At 42.3% G+C, this 24,118-nt stretch carries 18 protein-coding genes and 1 rRNA gene; 15 read left to right on the plus strand and 4 right to left on the minus strand.

Features of this window, described 5'->3' with window-relative positions:
- Positions 1-89: 89 nt before the first annotated feature.
- The 3 genes from EGM68_RS03500 (at position 90) to EGM68_RS03510 (ending at position 2,313) form a co-directional block, all read left to right on the plus strand.
- Positions 90-1,418 (plus strand): replication-associated recombination protein A, encoded by a 1,329-nt coding sequence (locus tag EGM68_RS03500; RefSeq protein ID WP_013369258.1) that lies wholly within the window; start codon positions 90-92, stop codon positions 1,416-1,418.
- Between the two features lie 47 nt (positions 1,419-1,465).
- Entirely contained in the window at positions 1,466-1,813 is a 348-nt protein-coding gene (locus EGM68_RS03505) for an MmcQ/YjbR family DNA-binding protein (RefSeq protein WP_129548661.1), read from the plus strand.
- A 74-nt stretch (positions 1,814-1,887) separates the two neighbouring features.
- A complete protein-coding gene (locus EGM68_RS03510; RefSeq protein ID WP_129548662.1) occupies positions 1,888-2,313 on the plus strand; it encodes a MaoC family dehydratase in 426 nt (141 codons plus the stop codon).
- A gap of 385 nt (positions 2,314-2,698) precedes the next feature.
- On the opposite strand, the gene EGM68_RS03515 is transcribed toward EGM68_RS03510, so the two are convergent.
- A protein-coding gene (locus EGM68_RS03515; RefSeq protein ID WP_206099025.1) for an IS5 family transposase occupies positions 2,699-3,462 on the minus strand; the annotation gives its coding sequence in 2 pieces (ribosomal slippage) (positions 2,699-3,126 and positions 3,126-3,462; 765 coding nt in all).
- Between the two features lie 449 nt (positions 3,463-3,911).
- On the opposite strand from EGM68_RS03515, the gene EGM68_RS03520 reads away from it, so the two are divergent.
- From EGM68_RS03520 to EGM68_RS03535, 4 genes are all read left to right on the plus strand, one after another.
- A complete protein-coding gene (locus EGM68_RS03520; RefSeq protein WP_129548663.1) occupies positions 3,912-4,130 on the plus strand; it encodes a hypothetical protein in 219 nt (72 codons plus the stop codon).
- An 8-nt stretch (positions 4,131-4,138) separates the two neighbouring features.
- Entirely contained in the window at positions 4,139-4,648 is a 510-nt protein-coding gene (locus EGM68_RS03525; RefSeq protein WP_129548664.1) for a hypothetical protein, read from the plus strand.
- 492 nt (positions 4,649-5,140) lie between these two features.
- Positions 5,141-6,103 carry an ABC transporter substrate-binding protein gene (locus EGM68_RS03530; RefSeq protein WP_129548665.1) on the plus strand — a complete coding sequence of 321 codons (963 nt, stop codon included), beginning with the start codon at positions 5,141-5,143 and terminating at the stop codon, positions 6,101-6,103.
- Positions 6,104-6,262: 159 nt separating this feature from the next.
- Positions 6,263-7,930 carry an AraC family transcriptional regulator gene (locus tag EGM68_RS03535; protein ID WP_129548666.1) on the plus strand — a complete coding sequence of 556 codons (1,668 nt, stop codon included), beginning with the start codon at positions 6,263-6,265 and terminating at the stop codon, positions 7,928-7,930.
- 288 nt (positions 7,931-8,218) lie between these two features.
- Here the strand turns inward: EGM68_RS03535 and EGM68_RS03540 are convergent, their stop codons facing one another.
- Together EGM68_RS03540 and EGM68_RS03545 are read right to left on the minus strand one after the other, a co-directional pair.
- Positions 8,219-9,193: a bile acid:sodium symporter family protein gene (locus tag EGM68_RS03540; protein WP_129548667.1), complete on the minus strand. Its 975-nt coding sequence runs from the start codon at positions 9,191-9,193 to the stop codon at positions 8,219-8,221.
- Between the two features lie 84 nt (positions 9,194-9,277).
- A complete protein-coding gene (locus EGM68_RS03545; protein ID WP_025675582.1) occupies positions 9,278-10,159 on the minus strand; it encodes an AraC family transcriptional regulator in 882 nt (293 codons plus the stop codon).
- Between the two features lie 250 nt (positions 10,160-10,409).
- On the opposite strand from EGM68_RS03545, the gene EGM68_RS03550 reads away from it, so the two are divergent.
- The gene (locus EGM68_RS03550) at positions 10,410-11,696 is read left to right on the plus strand and encodes a cellulase-like family protein (protein ID WP_129548668.1); all 1,287 of its coding nucleotides are present in this window, start codon (positions 10,410-10,412) and stop codon (positions 11,694-11,696) included.
- A gap of 78 nt (positions 11,697-11,774) precedes the next feature.
- Positions 11,775-14,132, plus strand: coding sequence for a beta-galactosidase (locus tag EGM68_RS03555; protein ID WP_129548669.1), 2,358 nt, complete (start codon positions 11,775-11,777; stop codon positions 14,130-14,132).
- Between the two features lie 111 nt (positions 14,133-14,243).
- On the opposite strand, the gene EGM68_RS03560 is transcribed toward EGM68_RS03555, so the two are convergent.
- Positions 14,244-15,227 carry a glycoside hydrolase family 5 protein gene (locus tag EGM68_RS03560; RefSeq protein ID WP_129548670.1) on the minus strand — a complete coding sequence of 328 codons (984 nt, stop codon included), beginning with the start codon at positions 15,225-15,227 and terminating at the stop codon, positions 14,244-14,246.
- A 494-nt stretch (positions 15,228-15,721) separates the two neighbouring features.
- Here EGM68_RS03560 and EGM68_RS03565 point away from each other — a divergent pair, with 494 nt between their 5' ends.
- The 6 genes from EGM68_RS03565 to EGM68_RS03590 all read left to right on the plus strand — a co-directional run bounded on the left by EGM68_RS03565 (position 15,722) and on the right by EGM68_RS03590 (position 23,964).
- Positions 15,722-16,285 carry a 5' nucleotidase, NT5C type gene (locus EGM68_RS03565; protein WP_129550284.1) on the plus strand — a complete coding sequence of 188 codons (564 nt, stop codon included), beginning with the start codon at positions 15,722-15,724 and terminating at the stop codon, positions 16,283-16,285.
- 127 nt (positions 16,286-16,412) lie between these two features.
- Entirely contained in the window at positions 16,413-17,207 is a 795-nt protein-coding gene (locus EGM68_RS03570; RefSeq protein WP_040102195.1) for a Nif3-like dinuclear metal center hexameric protein, read from the plus strand.
- A gap of 78 nt (positions 17,208-17,285) precedes the next feature.
- Complete coding sequence (locus EGM68_RS03575; RefSeq protein WP_129548671.1) at positions 17,286-19,628, plus strand: glycoside hydrolase family 2 TIM barrel-domain containing protein; 2,343 nt, start codon at positions 17,286-17,288, stop codon at positions 19,626-19,628.
- A gap of 150 nt (positions 19,629-19,778) precedes the next feature.
- Positions 19,779-20,444 (plus strand): ArsR/SmtB family transcription factor, encoded by a 666-nt coding sequence (locus EGM68_RS03580; RefSeq protein ID WP_013369284.1) that lies wholly within the window; start codon positions 19,779-19,781, stop codon positions 20,442-20,444.
- A gap of 77 nt (positions 20,445-20,521) precedes the next feature.
- Entirely contained in the window at positions 20,522-21,805 is a 1,284-nt protein-coding gene (locus tag EGM68_RS03585) for an MFS transporter (RefSeq protein ID WP_129548672.1), read from the plus strand.
- Between the two features lie 605 nt (positions 21,806-22,410).
- A 16S ribosomal RNA gene (locus tag EGM68_RS03590) occupies positions 22,411-23,964 on the plus strand.
- Positions 23,965-24,118: the final 154 nt, after the last annotated feature.

Raw genomic sequence — 24,118 nt, forward strand, 5'->3', positions numbered from 1 at the left:
TTCATAATTGAATAAAACACTAATTGTAGTTATATATTAATGTTATCTTATGAACTCTTTTAAAATGCGTTGTTTAAGGAAGTGATTTTATGATCCAAGGATCTTTATTTGATGACGAGTATGATCAGGGGCGGCCTTTAGCAAATCGGGTACGTCCACAAAATTTAGAAGAATTTGTAGGTCAAAAACATTTGCTTGAACCCGGAAAAGTATTACGTGAAATGATTGAGAATGATCAAGTTTCATCTATGATTTTTTGGGGGCCACCAGGAGTGGGAAAGACAACGTTAGCTAAAATAATCGCCAATCAAACCCAATCTAAATTTATTGATTTTAGCGCTGTGACTAGCGGTATCAAAGATATTCGTAGTGTCATGAAAGAAGCTGAAGGAAACAGGCAATTAGGTGAGAAAACACTTTTATTTATTGATGAAATTCATCGTTTTAACAAAGCACAGCAGGATGCCTTTCTGCCTTATGTGGAAAAAGGAAGCATTATATTGATTGGAGCAACAACCGAAAATCCATCGTTTGAAGTAAATTCAGCCTTGCTTTCTCGTAGTAAAGTGTTTGTGCTTCATCCACTCAATCATGCAGATATTTTAGAACTATTGCAAAAAGCATTAGCGAACCCAAAAGGGTTTAATAATCAATCAATCGAGATCGAAGACGGCGTTTTATCAGCGATTGCTGAATATTGCGATGGAGATGCCAGAGTAGCTTTAAACACACTAGAAATGGCTGTATTACACGGGAAAAAATCAGATGGGTCCATTGTAGTGAATAAAAACGATTTAGTACAAATGTTAAATCGCAAGTCATTGTTATATGACAAAAATGGTGAGGAACATTATAACATCATATCTGCTTTGCATAAGGCGATGAGAAATAGTGATGTTAATGCTGCAATTTACTGGTTATCGCGCATGTTGGAGTCCGGAGAAGATCCATTATTTATTGCCCGAAGATTGGTCAGATTTGCAAGTGAAGACATTGGTTTAGCAGATAACCGAGCTTTGGAGATATCAGTAGCTGTCTTCCAGGCTTGTCAGTTTATTGGTATGCCAGAGTGCGATGTACATCTAACCCAAGCTGTCATTTATCTCACCTTGGCCCCGAAGTCCAACGCAGCTTATTTGGCCTATAGAGCTGCCAAAAAAGACGCCCTGCATTCCGTAAATGAACCTGTTCCCTTGCATTTACGAAATGCTCCGACTAAGTTGATGAAAGAACTGAATTACGGGAAAGGTTATAAATATGCCCATGATACACAAGAAAAATTAACAATGATGCAGACCATGCCAGATTCTCTCATCGGACGGGAATATTACCACCCCACTATACAAGGATCTGAAATGAAATTTAAACAACGGATGGAAGAGATTTCAGCATGGTATGCAAGCCACAAAGAAACCTAATTGCGTTTAATGCATAGAAGATCCAATAGAAATCGAGGTAATTCGTCATGACAATAGAAGAAATTATTGAGCATTGCTTATCATATCCAAGTTCATATGAAGATCACCCTTTTGGAGACGGATGGACTGCGATGAGACATCAAGGGAACAAAAAAATTTTTGCCTTGATATACAATCATGATGAGCATCTTTGCGTCAACCTAAAATGCAACCCTGATCATGCTGATTTTTTGCGAAAAGCGTTTGAAGAGGTAAAGCCTGGTTATCACATGAACAAGGAACATTGGAATACAGTAATATTAGATGGTAATCTACCAGAAGATGAAGTTCACGATATGGTGCATCATAGCTTCGAATTGACCAAGCCAAAAAGCTCCAAAAAACATACTAGCTAGAGAGTAAACTCCTTGTTGACAATTAAATTTTGCGGAAGTCATTATGTAAAAGTATCCGTTTCGAGAGGTGTAATATGAAGTTTAATGAATTCTTTGTAGGGCAGCGGTTCGAGACTGATTCTATAAAAGTAACCAAAGAAAAAATTATGGAATTCGCATCTGAATTTGACCCTCAGTACATGCATTTGGATGAGAAGAAAACTCAGGAAGGCATATTTGGAGGAATTATTGCTTCAGGAATCCAAACATTAGCTCTAACATTTAAACTATGGGTAGAATGTGGTTTATACGGTGAGGATGTAGTGGCTGGTACTGCTATGGATAATATCCGATTTATGAAACCTGTATACCCTGATGATGAGTTACATGTAGTTGTTGAAGTCATTAATCTAGAAGATAACCGAAAGAATACAGGAATTGTAACTGTGAATTTATCCACTTTTAATCATACGACTCAAAAAATTTTTGAAGGGGATCTTTCTGTAATAATAAAAAAATAACGTATCTTTAAATAAATGAAATTGACGGGATATCCCTAATTTACGTATTCCAAAGCGGGGAGAAAACATAGTAGCTCCTATCGTCAGCGCAAAGGAATGCACAAAAGATAATTGTGTCCGTTCAGAGAATGGCTCCTGCAGATGCAGGAGCTGTTTTTGCCTGCACTAAACATTCAGTTGGCTGCATCATTGACACTGACCAACACCGGGAAAATCCAGTGATCTTCTGTTGTGGGAAGCAAAATTTAGGGAACTCCTTTATGAGAAGATATATCCTTTGATGACTTGAAAGAAATTTTAGGTACTACCTTTTACTGGATAGAAAAAGAGCTTAAAAAGTACGAAGATCTAGTTTTGGAACTTCTATTAGGGCGTGTCTTCAAACTTAAGCAAGCCACACTACAATGGATGCCAAGGTCAAAAACGCCTTGAACGTACACGCTAATTTATCATAGCGAGTCGCCAAACGACGGTAGTTTTTTACTTTATTAAAGAAACATTCCACTAAGTGACGTTCTTTGTAGATATCCCGATCATATTTTGGAGGCACTCGGCGGTTTTTCTTCCCCGGAATCACGGGGATGGCTCGCTGTTCTTCCAAAAAAGCCCGGATTGCATTCGTATCGTAAGCTCGGTCGGCCAAGACTTGCTTCATGGTCAGTTTCATGGCTTTAAGCATTTTGTATCCATGGACGGAATCATGCGCCTCGCCTCCGGTCAATTCAAAGCGAAGTGGGTTGCCTAACGCATCCACCACAGCATGAATTTTGGTGCTTAATCCACCACGGGAACGTCCGATCGCTTGCTTACTTTGCCCCCTTTTGCGCCTGATCCATGCTGGTGAACTCGCACAATCGTGGCATCAATCATCACGCTTTCCTCATCGGAATCCAGCGAAACGTGTTTTAACACTTCATCCCAAATCCCTGCTTTCTGCCAGCGTCGAAAGCGGGTGTAGACAGATTTCCAATTGGGAAAGATTTCGGGCATATCACGCCAAGGGGCGCCTGAACGGGCCACCCATAGCATGGCATTCAACATGATTCGATTGTCCACTGCAGGACGTCCTCCTTGTGGTTTTCGTTCAGGTGGAAAAAGATCTTGAATCTGCCGCCATTGTTGATCTTGAATTTCATATCGTGTACTCATTTAATGGTTTTAACCAATATATTCCTACTCAAACACTTTGAAGACACGCCCTAGAAAAATTGTATTCTAAAGAGATATTAGAAAATATAAAAACTGACGCACATATTAATATAAAATGAAATTAAAATAAGTACTTTAGTAATATTATTAGTACTATAAGTTTTATGAAAGAATTAGATGAGACTGAGCGGATTGTGTTCAATGAAATCAAAAAACTCTGCTTATGAGAGTGTAGAAGCGACATGGAAACGAATACGTAACTTCCATGATATAGATATTCGTCAAATAGTGGTCGATAACTTCGAAGGAAAACAAGACGTAGCAGACAAAATTGTTAACGTCATAACAGATCCAGATGCTGTATATGAAAAAAAACGATAAACAGCGCTGAACCGAATTTAGCCCAAAATTTTTTAGGTGCTCCAGTTAAAAAAGGGGATAAGGAAAGAATGAAAGAGTTTGTTTCCTCAATTGTAAATGACTCGAAAAATCTCGCTAATTCGAAACCTTTTGAATGGAGTACAAACGAGTCTGTAGACACTTTTGTTAAGAGGGATGCTGTTGTTTTAGTTAACCGACAAACAAATGAAATATTGACTTTCTTAAATAAAAAAGGAGATCGTTTATCAAGTAAGTTAAAATCTGAATTAGATTTAATTGGAGAGTGAGGACGACTATGAATAACTACATAATATCTTTTACAAAAAAGTTTGATTATTTTTTCGAGCAAAAAGAAATCTCAAATATTATTTATTTACATGATGAGGAGGATAATGAGAGATTAGACCATGTCCTTTTCCTTGAGAAAGAGAATGGCAATGTTATAGGCCTGTATATAAGAGGCATGAATCCGTTAATCTCAGTGAATAGAATTTATGATTTGGATGATTTTAATCTATTTGCAAGTTATGAAGGATTGGTTGAATCTAAGGAAAATATTAAACTCAGAATAGAGTATATAGATTTGTTTTTTAGTACTCAATACAACGAATTATTGGGTTTGTATTTGGCTAATAACGATGCGTCTAGTTCTATATTTATATTATTTTTACAAGATGAAATTTATGTAGAAAAAGATTGTAGTAAATATGAGGCTAGCAGGGCGCTTGAAAAAAGGTTTTCGACTGAAGGTTTTATAACATACGAAAAAAAATGTGAGACTGACTGGAAGAAAATAAACTTCTAACCGAAAAAAATACTTTTTATTTTAATGTATTGCTCCCTTCAGTGGAATTACTGAATAGAAATTATCTTTAATTAAAAATAAGATCTTTCGTTTGGGGAACAATTGCAACTACCACCAAAAACTCAGATGATTCTTAAGAGGTTCAATGAATTCGTCGGTGATTTTTAGAGTACGTAGCTTAAGCGAAGGCGAGGGAATGACCTTTTTATTGAACTAACGGGCAGAACAATTGAACAGCTTCTCAATGTTCTGAGGGGAGGATTACAAGGCGACCTTATCATTACGAACTATCGCTTGGCTCGTCTGCAGAGTTTATGTCCAAAGGCGGGGATGGCTGCTAGTAGTTGGGTTGAGATAATAATACGATCATTGACATTTATCCAAATAAACCTTTGTTTTTTTTTCATTGTTTCCCCTTTTCATACTACCTATAATAATGCCGTAAATGATAATCATTTTCAATTAATAGAGAGAAGGAAAGGGGTAACAAGTGTGAAGAAACAACGTGGAAAGCAAATTATACTCTGGGTAGGGAGTTTCCTCCTGTTGTTGATAATATCGGCATGCAGTACTTCTAATGCTAATAGCAGCGTGTCTGATAAACAGAAAGAGGAAAGTGAGAAAACTGTTCAATATACAACAATAACAGGTAAACAGGTTGAAATACCTGCAGATCCAAAACGAGTTGTTTATATTGGCCAGACAATTGGTGATTTCTTGGCGATGGATATTCCAATTGTTGGTAATAACCTTCCCCAAGATACTCCTAGTTACTATGAAGGTAGATTTGAAGGAATCGTTGATGTTGGAAATCCTGGTGACTTAGAGACGATTCTGAATTTAAAACCCGATCTGATTATTAATGGTTATTACAAGGCAGAAGCAGATCATAATGAGGCATTGTCGAAAATTGCTACTACTATCCCCTTTAACCCAGCTCTTCCTTATACAGAACGTGTAAAGGAGATTGGAAATATCTTCGGCAAACAGGAAGAGGCAGCTCAAATGATTGCTAAGTTTAAAGCACAGTCGAAAGAAATGTTTGATAAGTTTCAATTAGCAGACGGGGAGACAGCGACAATTTTCTACCAGTTGGGTAAAACACTTTATGTTATGGGCAATCGTAGCCTGGGTGCTATTATTTATGGGGAGAACGGTTTTGCCGTCCCACCAGCTGTACAGAAGAATATTCTTGATAAAGAAGGCGTGTCTTTCGTTAATATTTCAGAAGAAGTGCTTTCAGAATTTGCTGGTGATCATTTGTTTGTAGTTGTACAAGATGATGGTGAAAGTAAAACAGAAGCTGACCGACTGCTACAAAGACCGATATGGGCAACTTTGCCTGCAGTTCAAAAGGGAAATGTTCATGTTGTTCCCAGTGAATGGAATACAGATAATTTGTTAGCTTTGGAGCAATTGTTTAAACAGATGCCACAATGGATGGACCAACAGTAAGAACTTATTTTGGCACATTCAGTTCTTTATATCGTTAGTTTTCTAAAATATCACATACTCCAACTATTAAAAGCTGAACTATAGTTATAGTTGAAAGCAGGTCATTATATGTTACAATATCGATAATGATTCTCATTTTCAATTGTTGGAGAGTTGCTTATGAATCTAGCACCCCTGTATATTAGGCTGCAACACTATGATAGGTTTCAAGTTGACCAGGTAATTCCAGCGAACGGCCACAATGAGGGGATGAATGACAATGAAACAAATTTATGCACATTATTGATAGCACTCAGTCACGGCATACGGCTGTATGTAGACAATATTGCAATCGATCTGCGACAAGGAAGCTGCATTCTGGTTTTGCCTGTACAACGCTACACTATGGAATCAAGTAACAAAGAGGCACAGCTTGCACGCTTTACCTTTGAAACCTTTAAAGTAGAAGGAATGACTTTGAATCCGGTTGCTCATCCACCTTTGCTTTGTGGTTACCCCTATAATCTGTTGATTTCTCAAGTCAATCGAGTAATAGGAAATGAAGCATGGACAAGTAACCAATGTTGTTCCTCTCTATCCACATCAGAAATGGCTATGATGCAAGGTAGACTTCAGCTCATTCTGGGGTTGATGGCTCAGTTCGATGAGCAAGTTTCCCAGTTGCAGAACAATGAAAAGATAAACTTGGTTCAACAAACCGTACAGTATATGGAACAGCATTATGATGAGGACTTAACAGTTGAAAAACTTGCTAACATGGCTGGAATGGTCAGGTGGCAATATAGTCAAAAGTTTAAAATAGTGACCGGCAAAAAGCCAAATGATTATTTGGTCCAATTACGTATAAACCACGCAAAAAGACTTCTGTGTAATTCCACCGAGACATTGGGCAAAATATCTCGACAAATTGGGTTTAAGGATGAATACTATTTCAGCCGGTGCTTTCATAAATTAACTGGGCACACCCCGCGTGAGTATGAGAATATTCATCTTCGTACTGGGCAAAAAACAGTTATCGATTCATTTGGCAGAAAGATTCATATTCCCAAAGATACAACACGTATCGTGACTGATGGCAAATTTACGCTTGGAGAATTACTCGTTTTAGCCATGCCCCCTATAGGAGCGGCTATCTCTATCATGAAAGATAACGTGATTTATCACAATAAGTTGCGAAATATTCATAATATCGGGCATTGGGCAGATCCAGATAAAATTGCACAATTGCAGCCGGAGTTATTATTGCTTAGCTATGTTCATCCTGAACAAGATTTGCAGAAACTAGATGCGATTGCTCCTACTGTTATATTGAACAGTAAGTTTAGACTATTTGAGCGGTTACGGTATATTGCTAAACTAGTTGAACGTAGTAAAGCGGCGGAGAAGTGGATTACCAGATATGAGAACAAAGTAAGATGGGTACGCAGGCAATTAGCAGAGGCTTATGTTACTGGGGAGACAGCTACTGTTTATCTCAAGTTTGGTGCAAAACTTTATATTATGGGCCAGAGCGGATTGGCTGCCACCTTGTATGAATCTCTTGGCTTTCGTCCTTCTGCCAATGTGATGCACCTAATCGAGCAAGGGCAAGCATGGATAGAAATTCAGCAGCATCAAATGAATCACTATGCGGGAGACCGTAATTTCGTCTTGGCTTCTCGCCAGGAATTGCAAACCGTTGCTCACTGTTCACATATCGCGGCTTTAGCCGATCTAAGTAGCAGTAAGACTCATTTTGTGGATAGTATATGGAATTATGATGATCCCATTACACGCGGACAGTTACTAGAGGTGCTGCCGTATATTTTTAATAAGAAAATTAAGTGATCAGCGCAGAGCCGTGAGTTGGCAAATGTCTTAGAATTATAGCGGGAGCACCGGCGGATTGTGTACCTGCAAATAACTGACGCTGGTGACGAAATGCTAAATAAAGCGCAGGAAGAAGGACGAAAGCTTAGAAGAAACTATTTGAAAACCTAACCGAAGAAGAAAGAGAGTCCTTATTGTCTGTTTATGAAAAACTAAATAAGGTAATGAGTGAGGATTGATACAGGTAATCATAAAGAAGCCGCCATATTGGCGGCATTTTTATTGATAATTAGAACCGCTTCGATTTTAAGAAGCAGAGACCGTACTGCGCTTATTCTTAGCGTTGACGCGGTCGCGGCGACTCAGCAGAAATCCGACCAGAGATGCCGTGGACTGCTGGAAAATCATCCCGAGTACAACGGGCAGCGCTACCGGAGCCGGGAAGTAGGTAATGGCAAGCACAGCCCCCGCGCTAATATTGCGCATGCCGCCGTTAAAGACAAGCGCCGTACGGTCTGCATTATTCCAGCGCATCAGCCCTGAGATGAGATAACCAATTGCATATCCAGTAGAGGCAAGGATAATGATGGAGAGGCATACTCCAACAAGCTTGAGATTAAAATCGACCAGGTAAGGTGCGATGACAGATCCGTTAATCATGACGACAAGAGCCATGGCGAGCTTGGAGAACGGGCCCAGCCGAGGTCCCCACACCTGCTTAATCTTTCCTTTGGTCCATTCGTTCAACACCATGCCAACTAGTGAAGGAACGACAATCATCCAGAACAGGCTCTGCATCATCGCCCAGGTATCAAGCTGCACATTCGCTCCGATCAACAGAGACATGATGCCGGGTACGGCGAACGGGGCCAAAATTGTATCAATAAGAATGATCGCCAATGTCAGCGCTGTATTGCCTTTGTAGATACTGACCCACACAAAGCTGGAAATGCCGGTAGGGATAGCCGCGCCAAGAATCAGTCCAGTAATCGTATAAGGATCATCATTGAAAGCCAGATGCCCAAGCATCATGGCGAGAAACGGCATGGCTAGGTGAAGAATAAACAGACAGGCAATCAGCGGACCAGGATGCTTGATCACATGGATAAAATCCTTGAACCCCATACCGACACTGCCCGCGAAGGTCATGAATGCAAACAGCCAGGGAGAAAGCTCGGTATATTGGGACAACGGCGTACCGATGAGGACGCCGATTAGAATGCTGATGGGTGTAATTAGCGGCATAGCTGCATTTAGTCTTCGATTCAACGTTAGGAGCATACAAAACTTCCTTTTTTGAACTTAAGTATAGACCTTGCTCTTTGATCCGTAAATGATCTGTGTAGGGAGGAGATCATCTATGAATCAACCCTTTAAATTATGTCGGTAATCCAGAGGAGAGCAGCCCATTATTTTTTTGAATAGTCTGGAGAAGTAATAAGGGTCCCTAAAACCGAGTTGTATGCTAATTTCTTTAATAGAAGCATTCGTTAAATCCAAGAGCTGACTGGCCCTCTGAATTTTCATTCTTAAATAGTAATCGACAGGAGAGTAGCCGGTTGATTGCTTGAATATCAAGTTTAAATGCTGCTTGGATACCTGAACATGCCGGCTCAGCTCATCAAGTGAAACGGTAGATTCCAATTGTTCTCCCATATAACGTGTGGCCTTATCGACATGGCTCTGGTATGTGCTGTCTTCCTTGCGAGAAGCAACGGATACAACAAAACTTAGCAGATAACGGATAGTTTGCGACACTTGAACTAAATGTATCATGGAGTATGATTTGTTCAGTAAAAGGTCGTAACACTGATGAAATAGCTCCAGCAGTTTGATTTCATCACTGGCGGCCATTGAAATATACATTTTAAACGGCTCAAACAACGCCATAAAATCATCCATTTGATCCCCTTGAAGATGAAACCAGTAAATTGTCCATGGATCTTCATCGTCAGCCCCATAAGCATGCGGCATGTCCCTGGGAATGTAAGCAAAGCTTCGCTCTTTCAGGAAAATGGTTAGGTTATCCTCGGTTCGCACCCAGCCTTTTCCACTCGCACAGTAAATGAATATATGAGAGTTACAGCCGTGTGTTCTTTCGCGAAAATGATGGCGGGCATGGCTGAAGCAGCCTATATCCGTAATATATAAATTTTTTGTAAGCGGATTCGTTTTTAATTTATTCAGCATATAGGGTGGAAGGACATATACCTTTTTACGCTCAAATTCATCGGATTTCTTATTCATAATTTATTTATCTCCCAGCCGTAGGCGGCTCTAATGATGAAATACGTATATAGTCCATCATAAACAGTGGATTGTCAATTGTCTGTAATATCGCTTACTTGTAAGCTTTTGTATAAGAGTGACTATGAGGGAGTGATGAGTTGAGCATGAAGAGGATTGTACAGATTGAACAGGCTGTAGAAGGGCTGCGGAAGGCTAGTGAATTAAAGAGCATTGAACCCTATAGACTGGGGCTGGGAGGGGAGTTCACATGAGTAGTCTGATGAGAAATGTACCGCACAAACTGACGATTACGATGTGGGACTTCTCTTGGTACACCATGACCCAGGAGGGGGAGCCCTACAGCGATCTGGAAGCTCGTTTTCAGGAAGCAGTCGAAAGAGGCTACAATACGATCCGAATATGCGCCATGCCCTTCATGTTGTTTACGGCGGATGGCAAACGTACTGGCTCCTTGGAGTTTGCGAGCCTTGGGAAAGTGGGCCAGCGTACGCGCTGGTATAACTGTCGGGGCGGCGCAGTGTTGGATGGGCATGCTCATTTGCTCGAGCTGTTTAGACAGGCAAAGGCACATAACTGTTACATTATATTATCCTCTTGGGAATATCAGCAGAGTCCGACCTTTCTGGCTCATACTGAGCTTAGAGATGAATTAGCTGCGATCCCTCCTAAGGAAAGATTCATGACCATTGCCAAATCAATGGATCAGTTGATTCGCTTTGTTACAGCAGAAGGCTATAGGGATCGGATTGTCTATACAGAGTTGCATAACGAAGTGGAATTTGGGCAGTTAAACGCTGTCGGAACGTCTGTGGGCATAGCGGAAACGAACATACCAGCGCTTGTTGAAGCAATGCAGCCCTATGTAGAAGAAGCGATTGAATATCTTCGCCAATGCCATCCAGATATGATGATGACAGCCAGCTATACGTTAAATGAAGCCTACCCCAAAGCTTACGTGGCGCGCAATATGCAGGTGGCCCATTTTCATCTTTATATTAAAGGGGTGCTGAATGAGCTTATGGAAGCGGCAGGGCTTGATGATGAGCTGGCTCCGTTCCCCAATCCATTCGTCCAATCCCTATTGAGGGAAGATGCCCCTCCATTTGCAGAATGGATTCTACCTCCAGAGCAGAATTGGCGGATGGAAGGCAACCCCGTTGGCATGAGGCTTATTTATTTGCACGACTGGGTAGATCCGGATCAATGGGATTTATTTTTGTACGATCGGTATGGGGATCATAAAATGGCCATGTTGCAGAAGGCCGACTCCCGATTGGAAGAGATTCATGAATGGACCCGTCATTCCGGTATTCCAATTGTCATAGGAGAAGGTTATGTAGGCTATACGCCGCTGTATGCCCAATTTGAAGAAGGTCCAGTTGGTAAATATATAGCCGAATATGTATTGCGAAAAGGAATGGCACTGGGGTTCTGGGGAATGACCCTCTGCTCCAACTGTGCTCCGCATCATCCATTCTGGAATGATATAGCCTGGCAGCGCAAGTGGAACCAATTTATCCTAAATTCGGATTAGAGCTTCTTTCTTAGACAACCTGTTGTCTCCGAGATAGCTGGTGTCATTCAATATGAATGAGTGAGGGGAGTGAACTTCATGAGAAACTATCGAATTACAGTCCAAGATGATCACAAGCAGATTGTGAAAGGACATCTTAAACTTGGCGGCACCAATCCAAAGGGAGAACAAATCGGATTCACCAACTATTTTATGGAGAAGGATGGAGAGCCTTTTTTCGGGATTTGTGGTGAATTCCATTATACACGCTATGATGAACGCTATTGGGAAAACGAAATTATTAAAATAAAAATGGGTGGCGTCAATATCATTGCTACTTATATTTTTTGGAATCTACATGAAGAAGTTGAAGGTATTTTTAATTGGAGCAGGAATAAAAACCTCCGCTATTTCATTGAGTTGTGCGGCAAACATCAGCTATATGTCATTATCCGGATCGGACCCTTCAATCATGGCGAAATCCGAAACGGCGGTATACCGGATTGGCTATTCGGCCGCCCATTTGAGGTTCGTTCTAATGATGAGGGGTATCTGTTCTATACAAGAAGAATGTATAACGAAATCGGTATTCAGGTTAAAGGGCTGTTATATAAGGAGGGTGGGCCGATCATCGGCACTCAAATCGAAAACGAGCATCATCATTCCTCTGCTCAGTGGGGATTGACTGTAGGGATTAATGATACGTGGTTAAACTCTGGGAGTGACGGTAATTCACATATGTTAAAACTTAAAGAAATAGCCTTGGAAGCAGGGATTGATACTCCGATCTATACATGCACAGGCTGGGGAGGAGCGACAACGCCTGTTCCTGATATGCTGCCATTATGGGGCGGGTATGCTTACTGGCCGTGGATCTATTACGAAGAGGGACGTTTGGAGGGGAAGGACGAGCATCCTGCGACACCGGAATACATTTTCCGAGACAAGCATAATAACAAGATTCCGAAGAGCTACAATTTTGAGCCCCTATACGCCCCGGAAGACTATCCGTACGCTTGCTGCGAAATGGGTGGCGGCATGGTTCAGTTTTATAAATACCGGTTTGCATTTCCTTATCGTAGTGTTCCAGCGATGACAGTCATGAAGGTTGCAGAAGGCTGTAACCTGATCGGATACTATATGTATCATGGGGGTTCCAATCCTCGAGGTAAGGTTAACCCGTTCACAAACGATCTGGCTACACCTAAAATATCCTATGATTTCAATGCCATGATCGGAGAATTTGGTCAGATCAGGGAGTCATACCGAAGAACAAAGCTGCAGCATTATTTTCTTTCAACATTCCAAAAGCAATTCTCTCTGACGAAGACTATACTGCCAGAGGACACGTCCCGAATGGACCCTTATGATGTGGATACCTTACGATATGCGGTGCGCTCCAGTGCCGGGTCGGGCTATCTGTTTCTAAATAATTTCCAGGACCATGTTGAAAATCATGACCTGTGCGATTTTAATGTAAGCATCGAGCTGCCTGAGGGAACGATTGTAATCCCTAGTCAAGGTGAACTAACGTTAGGACGTGATAGCTTCGCTATATTGCCATTTAACCTCAATTTGGATGGAATAAAGCTCAAATATGCAACAGCACAGCTGATAACAAGGATAGAAGAGGAAGGAGAAATATATTATTTTTTCTTTGTACCGGACGGGATGAAAGGAACGTATGCATTGGAGTCAAAAGATATCATCAGTGCCACAATCGACAAAGGTTCGATAGAACAATTGGATGGGAATACGATCATTCAGATTGCTGAAGAGGAAGAGAGTCTTATCCGCCTGGTATTTGAAAGTGGCTTAAAAGTCGCCATCTACACGATGACTGATGAACAAAGCTTGGAGTTTTGGAAGGTTAACCTGCAAGGTCGGGACAGAGTTATCTTGACGAGTGCCAATTTACTTGTATCCGAAGATGAGATAAGACTGGAATCAACAGATCAGGAGATTGTAGCACTGAGTGTATTCCCGGATTTTGACGACTTAATCACATCTATATCTGGTGGAGAGTTGTTTGCAACAACAGAAAGTGAATTATTTACAACGTATCTGTTAAGGGTTCCTAAGAAAGAAATACAATTTAATCTGAAAAGGGTGAACCATGATAAATTCGTTCTTGATTTCGAAATAAATGCCCTCAATGGGATCAAAGAGGCTCTGTTGCGTATCGATTATACGGGAGACATTGGTTATGCATTTATTGACGGTGAACTGATTCACGATAATTTCTGTAACCACACAACCTGGGAAATAGGTTTGAAATCATATGAACATCGGCTTATCGAGCGAGGGATGTACGTATACGTTGCTCCAATTCGAAAGGGCAAGGTTCTAAACAGCAATACGACCATGGCTGGCTGGAAAGAGACTGCGGAGGAACGAATCGCGGATATTGGCACGGTCAGCATCGTACCTGTGTATGAAATTAAAATCACCATGTAAATCAGGGAGTGCAAGATCAGAAGCGCTCAGCGAATACTTTAGTACAAAGTATTAAAAATAAATAGCTCATGGTCGTTCAACCATGAGCCTTTTTATATTCTTATTGTCTTTTTAGAAGATACCCGCTTTTTTCGATGTTTCTTTGATCCCGTTGGCTCCCTCTACCACGGTGCGACCCCAATCGGTCAGATTGCCGTTAGGTCCTGTCACAAGATCAAGATAATTAAGGTTGGAGCTATTGCCATACCAGGACCAGGCTAACCAGCCTACGCTTTTAGATTGGCCGTATCTCATGATTTCTGTCTCGTCGACGTCTGCTCCCTGATGGTAACCGCCAAATTCACCAATAATCAAAGGGAGCCCTTGATTCAGAACGTTATCAATATTGGTTCGAACCGTTTGAACATCTTTGCCAGCAAATTCATACATATGAATGGAGAAAACGGTATTTTTCAAAGAATCAGCTGCAAACACAGATTTACCAAAGTCATTGATAGACTGAGGGTATTGTCCCCATCCAGCACAATCGACGATGAGCGTATTTTTGATGCCTGCGTTTCTCAGCTTGGGAATCGCTTGCTTATACCCATCTGCCCAACCGCCTCCATTCCAAGAGCCATACCATTCGTTCGCAATGTTCACGATAACCCGATCTTCCTTGCCGATCAGAGCATCTTTTATACTAATCCAGTAATTCACTGCTGCATCCAAAGACGCATAGTCGTCTTTACCTGTAGCGTCATGAACTTCAAGTACAGCAATCATTTTATGGTTGGAGACGAGAGAGATAATATTTTTCACGGAATTAATGTCATCCTTGGTGTACTGGTTTCCGTTAGAAAGGACAATTCGGACTGTATTAGCACCTGTTTTAGCAATTGCTGGGATAGCAGTATAAAGATCGTTTTTGTACCAAGTGTGAGCATGATTGACGCCTCTCATAACGAACGGCTTGCCTGTAGAGTCATACAGTTTGGTATCGCTTACATGAAATCCTGAAGCAGCTTGCGCCTTGGAGAAGAATCCCCCCAAACCAATCATGATAAGCAGACCAGCGAGTCCAGACAATAATGCTTTTCTTAACAATGCGTTCACTTTTATTCCTCCCTAAAATATATTATTCAACTTCCTGCTATATAGAGGTGGAGTAGGTATGTAAGTATGTAAATAGCAGTAAGCTAAACACATAATAAAGCGCTTTCATTTTTTAAGAAGTTATTTTTCGTTATTCTATCATTTGTGAATTTGTTATTCAATTGATTTTTTTAATTTATTTTTGTTTTGGAGTATATCTGTATGGAATTCTTATTAAAGTGTGACTTTTAAAGGTTTTATTATGGATTTTTTCTCTATTATGATGTGTTTTCTTGATTTTTTACGTTGGTGATTTAGCTAAAAACATTAAAATAAAACCTAACTAATTTTCATGATTGCTTTGTTGAATATAAACTAGCCTAACAATATGTTTGGTTAGCTATCAGGAGTCATCTGAGGAACCGACAGTATAGCCCATGCCAAGCTTCACCCCGGTATTAAATTGTTGTATGATATTCTCGTAATACTTTTACCAGAATAGATAGGGGCAGATGATGAGAAAACCAATCATAGCAGTCGATATGGACGATACGATCTGTCATCTCGTCAAACGGGCTATATACCATAACAATAGTGAATTTCCCACTCATCCGCTTCGTTATGAAGAAATGTTAGATTGGAACACCGATCATCTACGTCATCCCAAAAGCACACATGATGTATTTTATGGACGACCGGGTTTGTTTGAGGAACTTGAACTGTATGACGAGTATGTTGTAGAAGAAATGGAGAAGCTTTGCAATGCTTTTGATGTTATTATTGTGACAGCGGCAGAACCAAAAACCGTCGTGGAGAAATGGAATTGGCTTCAAAGGCATATGCCATTCATTCCGATGGAGAACTTTTTCCCATGTAAACGAAAGCATCTGATTAACTATGATCTCCTGATTGATGATGGTCCCCATAATCTAGTGCCTGCGCTGGAGGACGGGAAGAAGGTGCTTTGTATTCCTCATCCATGGAATTTGAGAGCAAGAGAGCAATATGCATTCCCGGTCATGGCATCTTGGCAAGGAGCAAAAGAACGAATCGACTCCATTTTGGGAGTTCTGAAATAAAAAAATATATGCATTCGCAAAAACAGCTAGCTCCCTTGGAGCTGGCTGTTTTGCTAGAAATAATAGGCCCCATGATAGAATAAAATGGTACAATTGATACATATTTTTCATGGGGAGGGATACATGTATGATCATGACTATGGGGCAGATGGTGATTCATCTGACAAAGGGAATAGACATACCCAATACGACCGTAGATTTGCTTGATCCAGAGCTTAGGGATACTGAGATTCAAGGAGTTGTAACCGCTTTCTGCGCATCACAATATGTAATAGAACAAGCTATTTCGCTTGGCGCGAATTTTATTATTACGCATGAAGGTATGTATTATAGCCATCACGGTATCCAGGAATGTTTACTACATGATCCTGTCTATTTGCACAAATCTCGCCTGGTCGCCGACTCAGGCGTAGGGATTTATCGTTTTCATGACACCATACACCGTTATCAGCCAGATGGAGTGATGGTTGGACTTCTTCAGGTGCTTGATTGGCACCCTTACGTTGTGAAACAGCAGCCCTCTTCCGCCATTTTGGCTATTCCGGCTATGGAAGTTAAGGAGATCGCTGAATATATGAAAGCCAAACTTCATATTCGTTATGTACGAGTAGCTGGTGAGGTATCCATGCCGTGTGAACGAGTGGGAATCTTAGTCGGATATAGGGGAGGTGGTGAACTAGCCATACCATTATTTCTACATGAAAATGTAGACCTGGTCATTGCTGGTGAAGGGCCCGAATGGGAAACACCAGAATATGTGAAAGACGCTGTCTATCAAGGGCAAAATAAAGCACTTATCATGCTGGGACATGCTGAGAGTGAAGCGCCTGGTATGAAGTATCTTGCTGATACACTTTCCCTCCAATTTCCAACGCTCCCCGTCTACTTTGTCGAGGATCGCCCCGTGTTTGAAATATTGTAAGCGAGACCATACCTATGATGATCATCCCACATTGTTGTTTATATCCGTTCATCTACTTTATGAAATGGAGGCAAGATAATGGGAAGCAGAGTGATTATGCCGTTCAGAACAGATTGGACATTCGTAGAGGGCAACTACACAGGTGCTGAGAAGACAGATTATAACGATGGGCATTGGCGGGACCTTCATCTCCCTCATGATTGGAGTATTGAAAAATCGTTTGATCCACATATGCCGTATGGCGGCAATCAAGCCTATTTGCCCAGGTGGTCCGTCGGGTGGTACAGAAAACATTTTAATGTGGAGCCCTCCTCTCCAAAACAGCGCGTATACATACAATTCGATGGCATTCACAGTAATAGTGAGGTTTGGCTCAATGGGCATTTTGTGGGCAAGCGGCCCTATGGATATGTTAGCTTTCAGTATGATTTGACTCCATATATTCGGTGGGATGAGGAGAACGTAATTGCCGTCAAAGTGGACAATACGCTTCTTCCACCTGACAGATGGTATTCAGGGGCCGGTATTTATCGTAATGTCTGGCTGATTTATACGGATTATCTTCACATAACCGAATGGGGCACTTATATTACCACACCTGAAATTTCACCAGATGAAGCCAAGGTGAGTGCCAGAATCCAGGTAAGTAATTATTATGCGCATGCCGTAGAGTGTACGATTATGACTAAAATATTGGATTCACAGGGCCAACTAAAAGGGAGAATTGAAAACCGAGTAACCCTTGCAGGCTTAGAATCAGAGGAAATTGAGCAGAAAACACAAGTTTTAGAGCCGGAATTATGGTCACCGGACCATCCAGTGCTCTATGAAGCCCAAACGACGATCTATTGCGACAATACTGAGGTGGATCGTTATCGTACCCCTTTTGGTATAAGAAAAGTGATCCTCGATTCTCAAAAAGGATTATTGTTGAATGGAAGCAGCTTGAAGCTGAAGGGAGTGTGCATTCACCATGATTTAGGCTGCCTGGGAGCTGCTTATCATGATACAGCAATGAAGAGAAGGCTGGAGAAGCTGAAGGAAATGGGCTGTAACTCAATCCGTTTTGCTCATAATCCTATGGCGCCCGAACTATTAGACTTATGTGATCAGATGGGTTTTTTGGTGGTTGATGAGGCTTTTGATAAATGGAAATCTCTTTCCTATGAGCATTTATATGATGAATGGTGGGAAAAGGATCTGGAGGCCATGCTTGTTAGAGACAGGAATCATCCTAGTGTTTTGATGTGGAGTGTTGGTAATGAAGTGGAGAACCAAGGTCAACCGTCCATGCTAAGCATGCTGGAGCAACTCGTTGCCTTTTGCCATAAAAAAGACCCAACCCGGCCTGTTACCTGTGCGCTTGAGCCGCATAATACACCAATCAACTTGCGTGATGGTCCGATTGAATCCAAGGTGGAGCATACCAAGCTGCTGGCACAACGAGTGGATGTGCTAGGGCTGAACTATCAGGAACAGTGGTATGAGCACTATAGAGCAGCCATGCCGGATACGCTTATCCTCGGAACAGAGACATTTCCATACTATCGGGGTAAAGATAACCGGGTTAAAGGTTATTTACCCCTGAATCCCTGGTTTGATGTTGCTAATCATGATTATGTGATCGGTCAATTTGTTTGGAGTGGAATAGACTATTTGGGAGAAACAAGCTACCCCTCTAAAGGATGGTCCTCCGGACTGATCGACACATGTGGGTTCCGCAAACCTGTATCTTATCTCCAACAAAGTCTATGGTCTGATCAGCCAGTTGTGCACATAGCCGTATTTAACGATCATATGAAATCGGAATATAATCCCACATGGACAATGCACTGGAAATCGCCGACTATGGAAGATCACTGGACATTTCCTGAATACGCAGGAAAACTGATACGATTGGTTACCTTTACCAATTGTGAGAGCGTAGAATTGATCGTGAACGAGGAATCATACGGTGAGAGAAAGTTGACCGATTACCCTAATCATTTAATCCTATGGGAACTTCCCTATACACTAGGCAAAATCCGAGCTATAGGCCGTAATGGGAATCAGCAAATTTGTGAGCATGAACTGACCACCGCTGGGCTTCCTTATGCACTAAAATTGGAGGCTGATCGGGCGATTCTCCCTGCTGATGGGCATGAAATATCTCATGTGGAAGTAACCGTTATAGATCAACATGGGATTGTTGTACCCAACCAGGATGTTGATTTGAGCTTTGAACTGCATGGTGATGGTCGTATCCTTGGAATAGACAATGGAGATCTCACCAGTGATGAACCCTACAAGGGGAAAGAGAGACGAACACACAGAGGAAGATGTCTTGTGATTGTACAATCCGGGGATGTGGCTGGTGAGCTGTTGCTTCAAGCCTCAGCGGATGGGGGGTTACAGGGAGAAGTCAGTCTGAAAGTGGAATAAAGGGGAAAATGGATATTTGCCAGCTCATGCAGCTGGCTTTTTTTGCGTGAAAACTGAATATATTTTAGAATTGACACGAAAAAAAGGAAGATTTATAATTTCTTAATTAAAGAAGTTAATTGAATAGTTTAATTAATGGGGTGTTTGATAGTGAACGAACGAGATTTCAAAGATGGTCTTTTCACCGAATACGCACGGATCGGAAAATGCTTGTCCAGCCCGAAAAGGTTGGAAATTCTTGATATTCTCATACAAGGACCCAAATCAGTTGAAGTTCTATCTAAAATGACTTCGATGTCCGTTGCCAATGTTTCTCAGCATTTACAAACTCTATATCAGGCTAAGTTGGTTCAATCCAAAAAGCAGGGGAACTTTGTGTATTATGAACTTTCTGATTCATCTGTTTTGCACTTTTTAAATTCACTGTATGACCTGTCTGAAAAGCAGTTAATTGAAGTTCAGCACATTAAGGAGCAATTTTTGGGTCAATTCTCAGATGTTGAAGGAGTCACAATGGAAGAATTGGCAATGCGGATGGAAAAAGGGGAAGTCACACTTCTTGATGTACGGCCGCGAGATGAATATGAAACTGCGCATATACCGGGAGCTGTTTCCGTTCCAATTGAAGAATTAGCGGAGCAGTTATCCTTGTTGCCAGCCGACTCGAAGATTGTGGCTTATTGCAGAGGCCCGTATTGCTTAATGGCGGTTAGAGCTATTGAATTGTTGCAAGCTCATGGTTTCGAAGCTAGACACTTGGATAAGAGTGTTCACGATTGGAACGACTTTATTCTTAACGAAGTGACAGGCTCATGAAGATTGGAATGCTTGTCACTTTTTGATGAAAAACAGATAACTGTTTTGAAGGGAATCAGGGGAGGATGTTAGCCTTAATGAATTTGACGAATGCTTCGCGGAAGAAGCAAGCGCTTATCAATTCCTATGTGGAATCTTCAGATAAGCAAAAAAAACTGTATCGTCGTACGCTTATCACCGTTATTTTCTCTCAAATTTTTGGAGGCGCCGGACTGGCTGCCGGAGTAACCGTGGGTGCGTTATTGGCGCAAGATATGCTGGGTACGGATAAGTTCACGGGGGTTCCTACAGCACTATTTACACTTGGATCAGCGGTTGCAGCGCTCCTCGTTGGTCGGTTTTCCCAAAGATTTGGCCGACGGATGGGGTTGGGACTCGGTTTTATTGCAGGGGGAGTTGGGGCGATCGGTGTCGTTGTTGCAGCTCTTATGAATAGTATTACCCTGCTTTTGGTCTCCCTTCTTATTTATGGATCGGGAACGGCTACAAACCTGCAGGCTCGTTATGCCGGTACAGATCTCGCGAATTCAAAGCAGAGAGCAACAGCTGCGAGTATGGCTATGGTCTTTACAACGATCGGAGCGGTAGCCGGTCCCAACTTAGTTAACGTTACGGGAGAGTTTGCGTTATCCATTGGAGTCCCCAGTTTAGCGGGACCTTTTCTTTTAGCGGCTGTAGCCTATACACTAGCAGGCATAATATTATTGCTACTTCTTCATCCAGATCCTTTATTGGTAGCCAAAGCGGTTGCGAATCAGGCGGCACAAGGAAGCCAGTCGTCTTCTGATCTTGAAGCTACTCGTGATGGCAAAAAAGGAATTACTCTTGGCGCTTTAATTATGATAATAACTCAAATTGTCATGGTTGCGATTATGACGATGACTCCCGTACATATGAAGCATCATGGACATGGACTTGGCGAAGTAGGATTAGTCATCGGTTTTCATATTGGCGCTATGTATCTTCCGTCTCTGATTACAGGTATTCTTGTCGATAAGATTGGTCGTATAGCGATGGCGCTGGCTTCGGCTGTAACGTTACTTCTCGCTGGCGTAGTAGCTGCGTTGGCTCCCACTGATTCCATGGTTATGCTTATTGTGGCGCTTTCTCTTTTAGGGATAGGGTGGAATTTTGGACTGATTAGCGGAACCGCTTTGATCGTAGATTCGACGACAACATCTAATCAAGCTAAGGTACAGGGGGCGGTGGATGTACTTATTGCTTTGGCAGGAGCGTCGGGAGGAGCACTGTCTGGGATGATTGTAGCAAATTCAAGCTATTCCATACTTTCTTATGCGGGAGGAATTCTGGCGCTGGCGTTACTTCCTATTATGTTATGGATGCGTCCAAAGAGAGCATAGACTAGAAAAAAACGACCTTAAGGTCGTTTTTTTGTGTGTTTATTTAACTGTCAGGGGGGAGGAGTTTGCATGAAACCGAATAGAGAAGTCCTAATTTCAAATTTGCACCGGTCCTTATCCTAAAACTAAACGATTTCATTGCTCTTAGCATCAACCAAACTAGGTCAGGTCTGGCGATCTATCTTGATGCCCAAAAACACAATAGGTATAAACCGAAATGCTATCGTTATATATAATTAATTGTATAATTTACCTGTGGTAATTAGCAAAGCTAAATGGTATATTATTTGAGCTGACAACAAAACAGCCGTTTCGAAAGAGAATCCACAGGGTGAAATGATCTTCAGAAAAAAAGAAGAAAATAACCCTTGCATTTTTGAAATGAACATGGTATGCTATTATAGCTGCTGAAAAACGCAGCGAAAAAGAATTTGATCTTTGAAAACTGAACAACGAGTGAGTACGGATTTTGTTTACAAAATCCAACGTTGAAATTTTGGTACATGCCATCTGGCTGTATGAAATGGAAACGAAAATGAGATATTTTATCTCGTCAGTTTCAAAATGAGCTAATCGCTCTTTCTATAACCAACTTCGGTTGGTCTTTAATGGAGAGTTTGATCCTGGCTCAGGACGAACGCTGGCGGCGTGCCTAATACATGCAAGTCGAGCGAGGTTGTTTAGAAGCTTGCTTCTAAACAACCTAGCGGCGGACGGGTGAGTAACACGTAGGCAACCTGCCCACAAGACAGGGATAACTACCGGAAACGGTAGCTAATACCCGATACATCCTTTTCCTGCATGGGAGAAGGAGGAAAGACGGAGTAATCTGTCACTTGTGGATGGGCCTGCGGCGCATTAGCTTGTTGGTGGGGTAAAGGCCTACCAAGGCGACGATGCGTAGCCGACCTGAGAGGGTGATCGGCCACACTGGGACTGAGACACGGCCCAGACTCCTACGGGAGGCAGCAGTAGGGAATCTTCCGCAATGGGCGAAAGCCTGACGGAGCAACGCCGCGTGAGTGATGAAGGTTTTCGGATCGTAAAGCTCTGTTGCCAGGGAAGAACGTCTTGTAGAGTAACTGCTACAAGAGTGACGGTACCTGAGAAGAAAGCCCCGGCTAACTACGTGCCAGCAGCCGCGGTAATACGTAGGGGGCAAGCGTTGTCCGGAATTATTGGGCGTAAAGCGCGCGCAGGCGGCTCTTTAAGTCTGGTGTTTAATCCCGAGGCTCAACTTCGGGTCGCACTGGAAACTGGAGAGCTTGAGTGCAGAAGAGGAGAGTGGAATTCCACGTGTAGCGGTGAAATGCGTAGAGATGTGGAGGAACACCAGTGGCGAAGGCGACTCTCTGGGCTGTAACTGACGCTGAGGCGCGAAAGCGTGGGGAGCAAACAGGATTAGATACCCTGGTAGTCCACGCCGTAAACGATGAATGCTAGGTGTTAGGGGTTTCGATACCCTTGGTGCCGAAGTTAACACATTAAGCATTCCGCCTGGGGAGTACGGTCGCAAGACTGAAACTCAAAGGAATTGACGGGGACCCGCACAAGCAGTGGAGTATGTGGTTTAATTCGAAGCAACGCGAAGAACCTTACCAGGTCTTGACATCCCTCTGACCGGTCTAGAGATAGGCCTTTCCTTCGGGACAGAGGAGACAGGTGGTGCATGGTTGTCGTCAGCTCGTGTCGTGAGATGTTGGGTTAAGTCCCGCAACGAGCGCAACCCTTATGCTTAGTTGCCAGCAGGTCAAGCTGGGCACTCTAAGCAGACTGCCGGTGACAAACCGGAGGAAGGTGGGGATGACGTCAAATCATCATGCCCCTTATGACCTGGGCTACACACGTACTACAATGGCCGGTACAACGGGAAGCGAAGCCGCGAGGTGAAGCCAATCCTAGAAAAGCCGGTCTCAGTTCGGATTGTAGGCTGCAACTCGCCTACATGAAGTCGGAATTGCTAGTAATCGCGGATCAGCATGCCGCGGTGAATACGTTCCCGGGTCTTGTACACACCGCCCGTCACACCACGAGAGTTTACAACACCCGAAGTCGGTGAGGTAACCGCAAGGAGCCAGCCGCCGAAGGTGGGGTAGATGATTGGGGTGAAGTCGTAACAAGGTAGCCGTATCGGAAGGTGCGGCTGGATCACCTCCTTTCTATGGAGAATCGTTTCCTGCAATGGAAACATTCAAATATGAAGCATAAGCTTCAAATTCAGGTTTAGGCCTGTTACTCACTCGTTGCTCAGTTTTGAGAGTTCAAGCTCTCAAAAAGGTATATCAATTTCCAACACTTACTTGTAGTCAGGTT

It is taken from the genome of Paenibacillus sp. M-152, from assembly GCF_003856555.1.
Classification (GTDB): Bacteria; Bacillota; Bacilli; order Paenibacillales; family Paenibacillaceae; genus Paenibacillus; species Paenibacillus polymyxa_C.

What these genes read in the sequence shown, in the direction of transcription:
- EGM68_RS03540 (WP_129548667.1), bottom strand. Translation starts at nt 9,193, where the DNA reads ATGCTCCTAACGTTGAATCGAAGACTAAATGCAGCTATGCCGCTAATT.
- EGM68_RS03510 (WP_129548662.1), top strand. Translation starts at nt 1,888, where the DNA reads ATGAAGTTTAATGAATTCTTTGTAGGGCAGCGGTTCGAGACTGATTCT.
- EGM68_RS03570 (WP_040102195.1), top strand. Translation starts at nt 16,413, where the DNA reads ATGATCATGACTATGGGGCAGATGGTGATTCATCTGACAAAGGGAATA.
- EGM68_RS03505 (WP_129548661.1), top strand. Translation starts at nt 1,466, where the DNA reads ATGACAATAGAAGAAATTATTGAGCATTGCTTATCATATCCAAGTTCA.
- EGM68_RS03550 (WP_129548668.1), top strand. Translation starts at nt 10,410, where the DNA reads ATGAGTAGTCTGATGAGAAATGTACCGCACAAACTGACGATTACGATG.
- EGM68_RS03500 (WP_013369258.1), top strand. Translation starts at nt 90, where the DNA reads ATGATCCAAGGATCTTTATTTGATGACGAGTATGATCAGGGGCGGCCT.
- EGM68_RS03535 (WP_129548666.1), top strand. Translation starts at nt 6,263, where the DNA reads ATGAATCTAGCACCCCTGTATATTAGGCTGCAACACTATGATAGGTTT.
- EGM68_RS03520 (WP_129548663.1), top strand. Translation starts at nt 3,912, where the DNA reads ATGAAAGAGTTTGTTTCCTCAATTGTAAATGACTCGAAAAATCTCGCT.
- EGM68_RS03545 (WP_025675582.1), bottom strand. Translation starts at nt 10,159, where the DNA reads ATGAATAAGAAATCCGATGAATTTGAGCGTAAAAAGGTATATGTCCTT.
- EGM68_RS03525 (WP_129548664.1), top strand. Translation starts at nt 4,139, where the DNA reads ATGAATAACTACATAATATCTTTTACAAAAAAGTTTGATTATTTTTTC.
- EGM68_RS03585 (WP_129548672.1), top strand. Translation starts at nt 20,522, where the DNA reads ATGAATTTGACGAATGCTTCGCGGAAGAAGCAAGCGCTTATCAATTCC.
- EGM68_RS03565 (WP_129550284.1), top strand. Translation starts at nt 15,722, where the DNA reads ATGAGAAAACCAATCATAGCAGTCGATATGGACGATACGATCTGTCAT.
- EGM68_RS03575 (WP_129548671.1), top strand. Translation starts at nt 17,286, where the DNA reads ATGGGAAGCAGAGTGATTATGCCGTTCAGAACAGATTGGACATTCGTA.
- EGM68_RS03555 (WP_129548669.1), top strand. Translation starts at nt 11,775, where the DNA reads ATGAGAAACTATCGAATTACAGTCCAAGATGATCACAAGCAGATTGTG.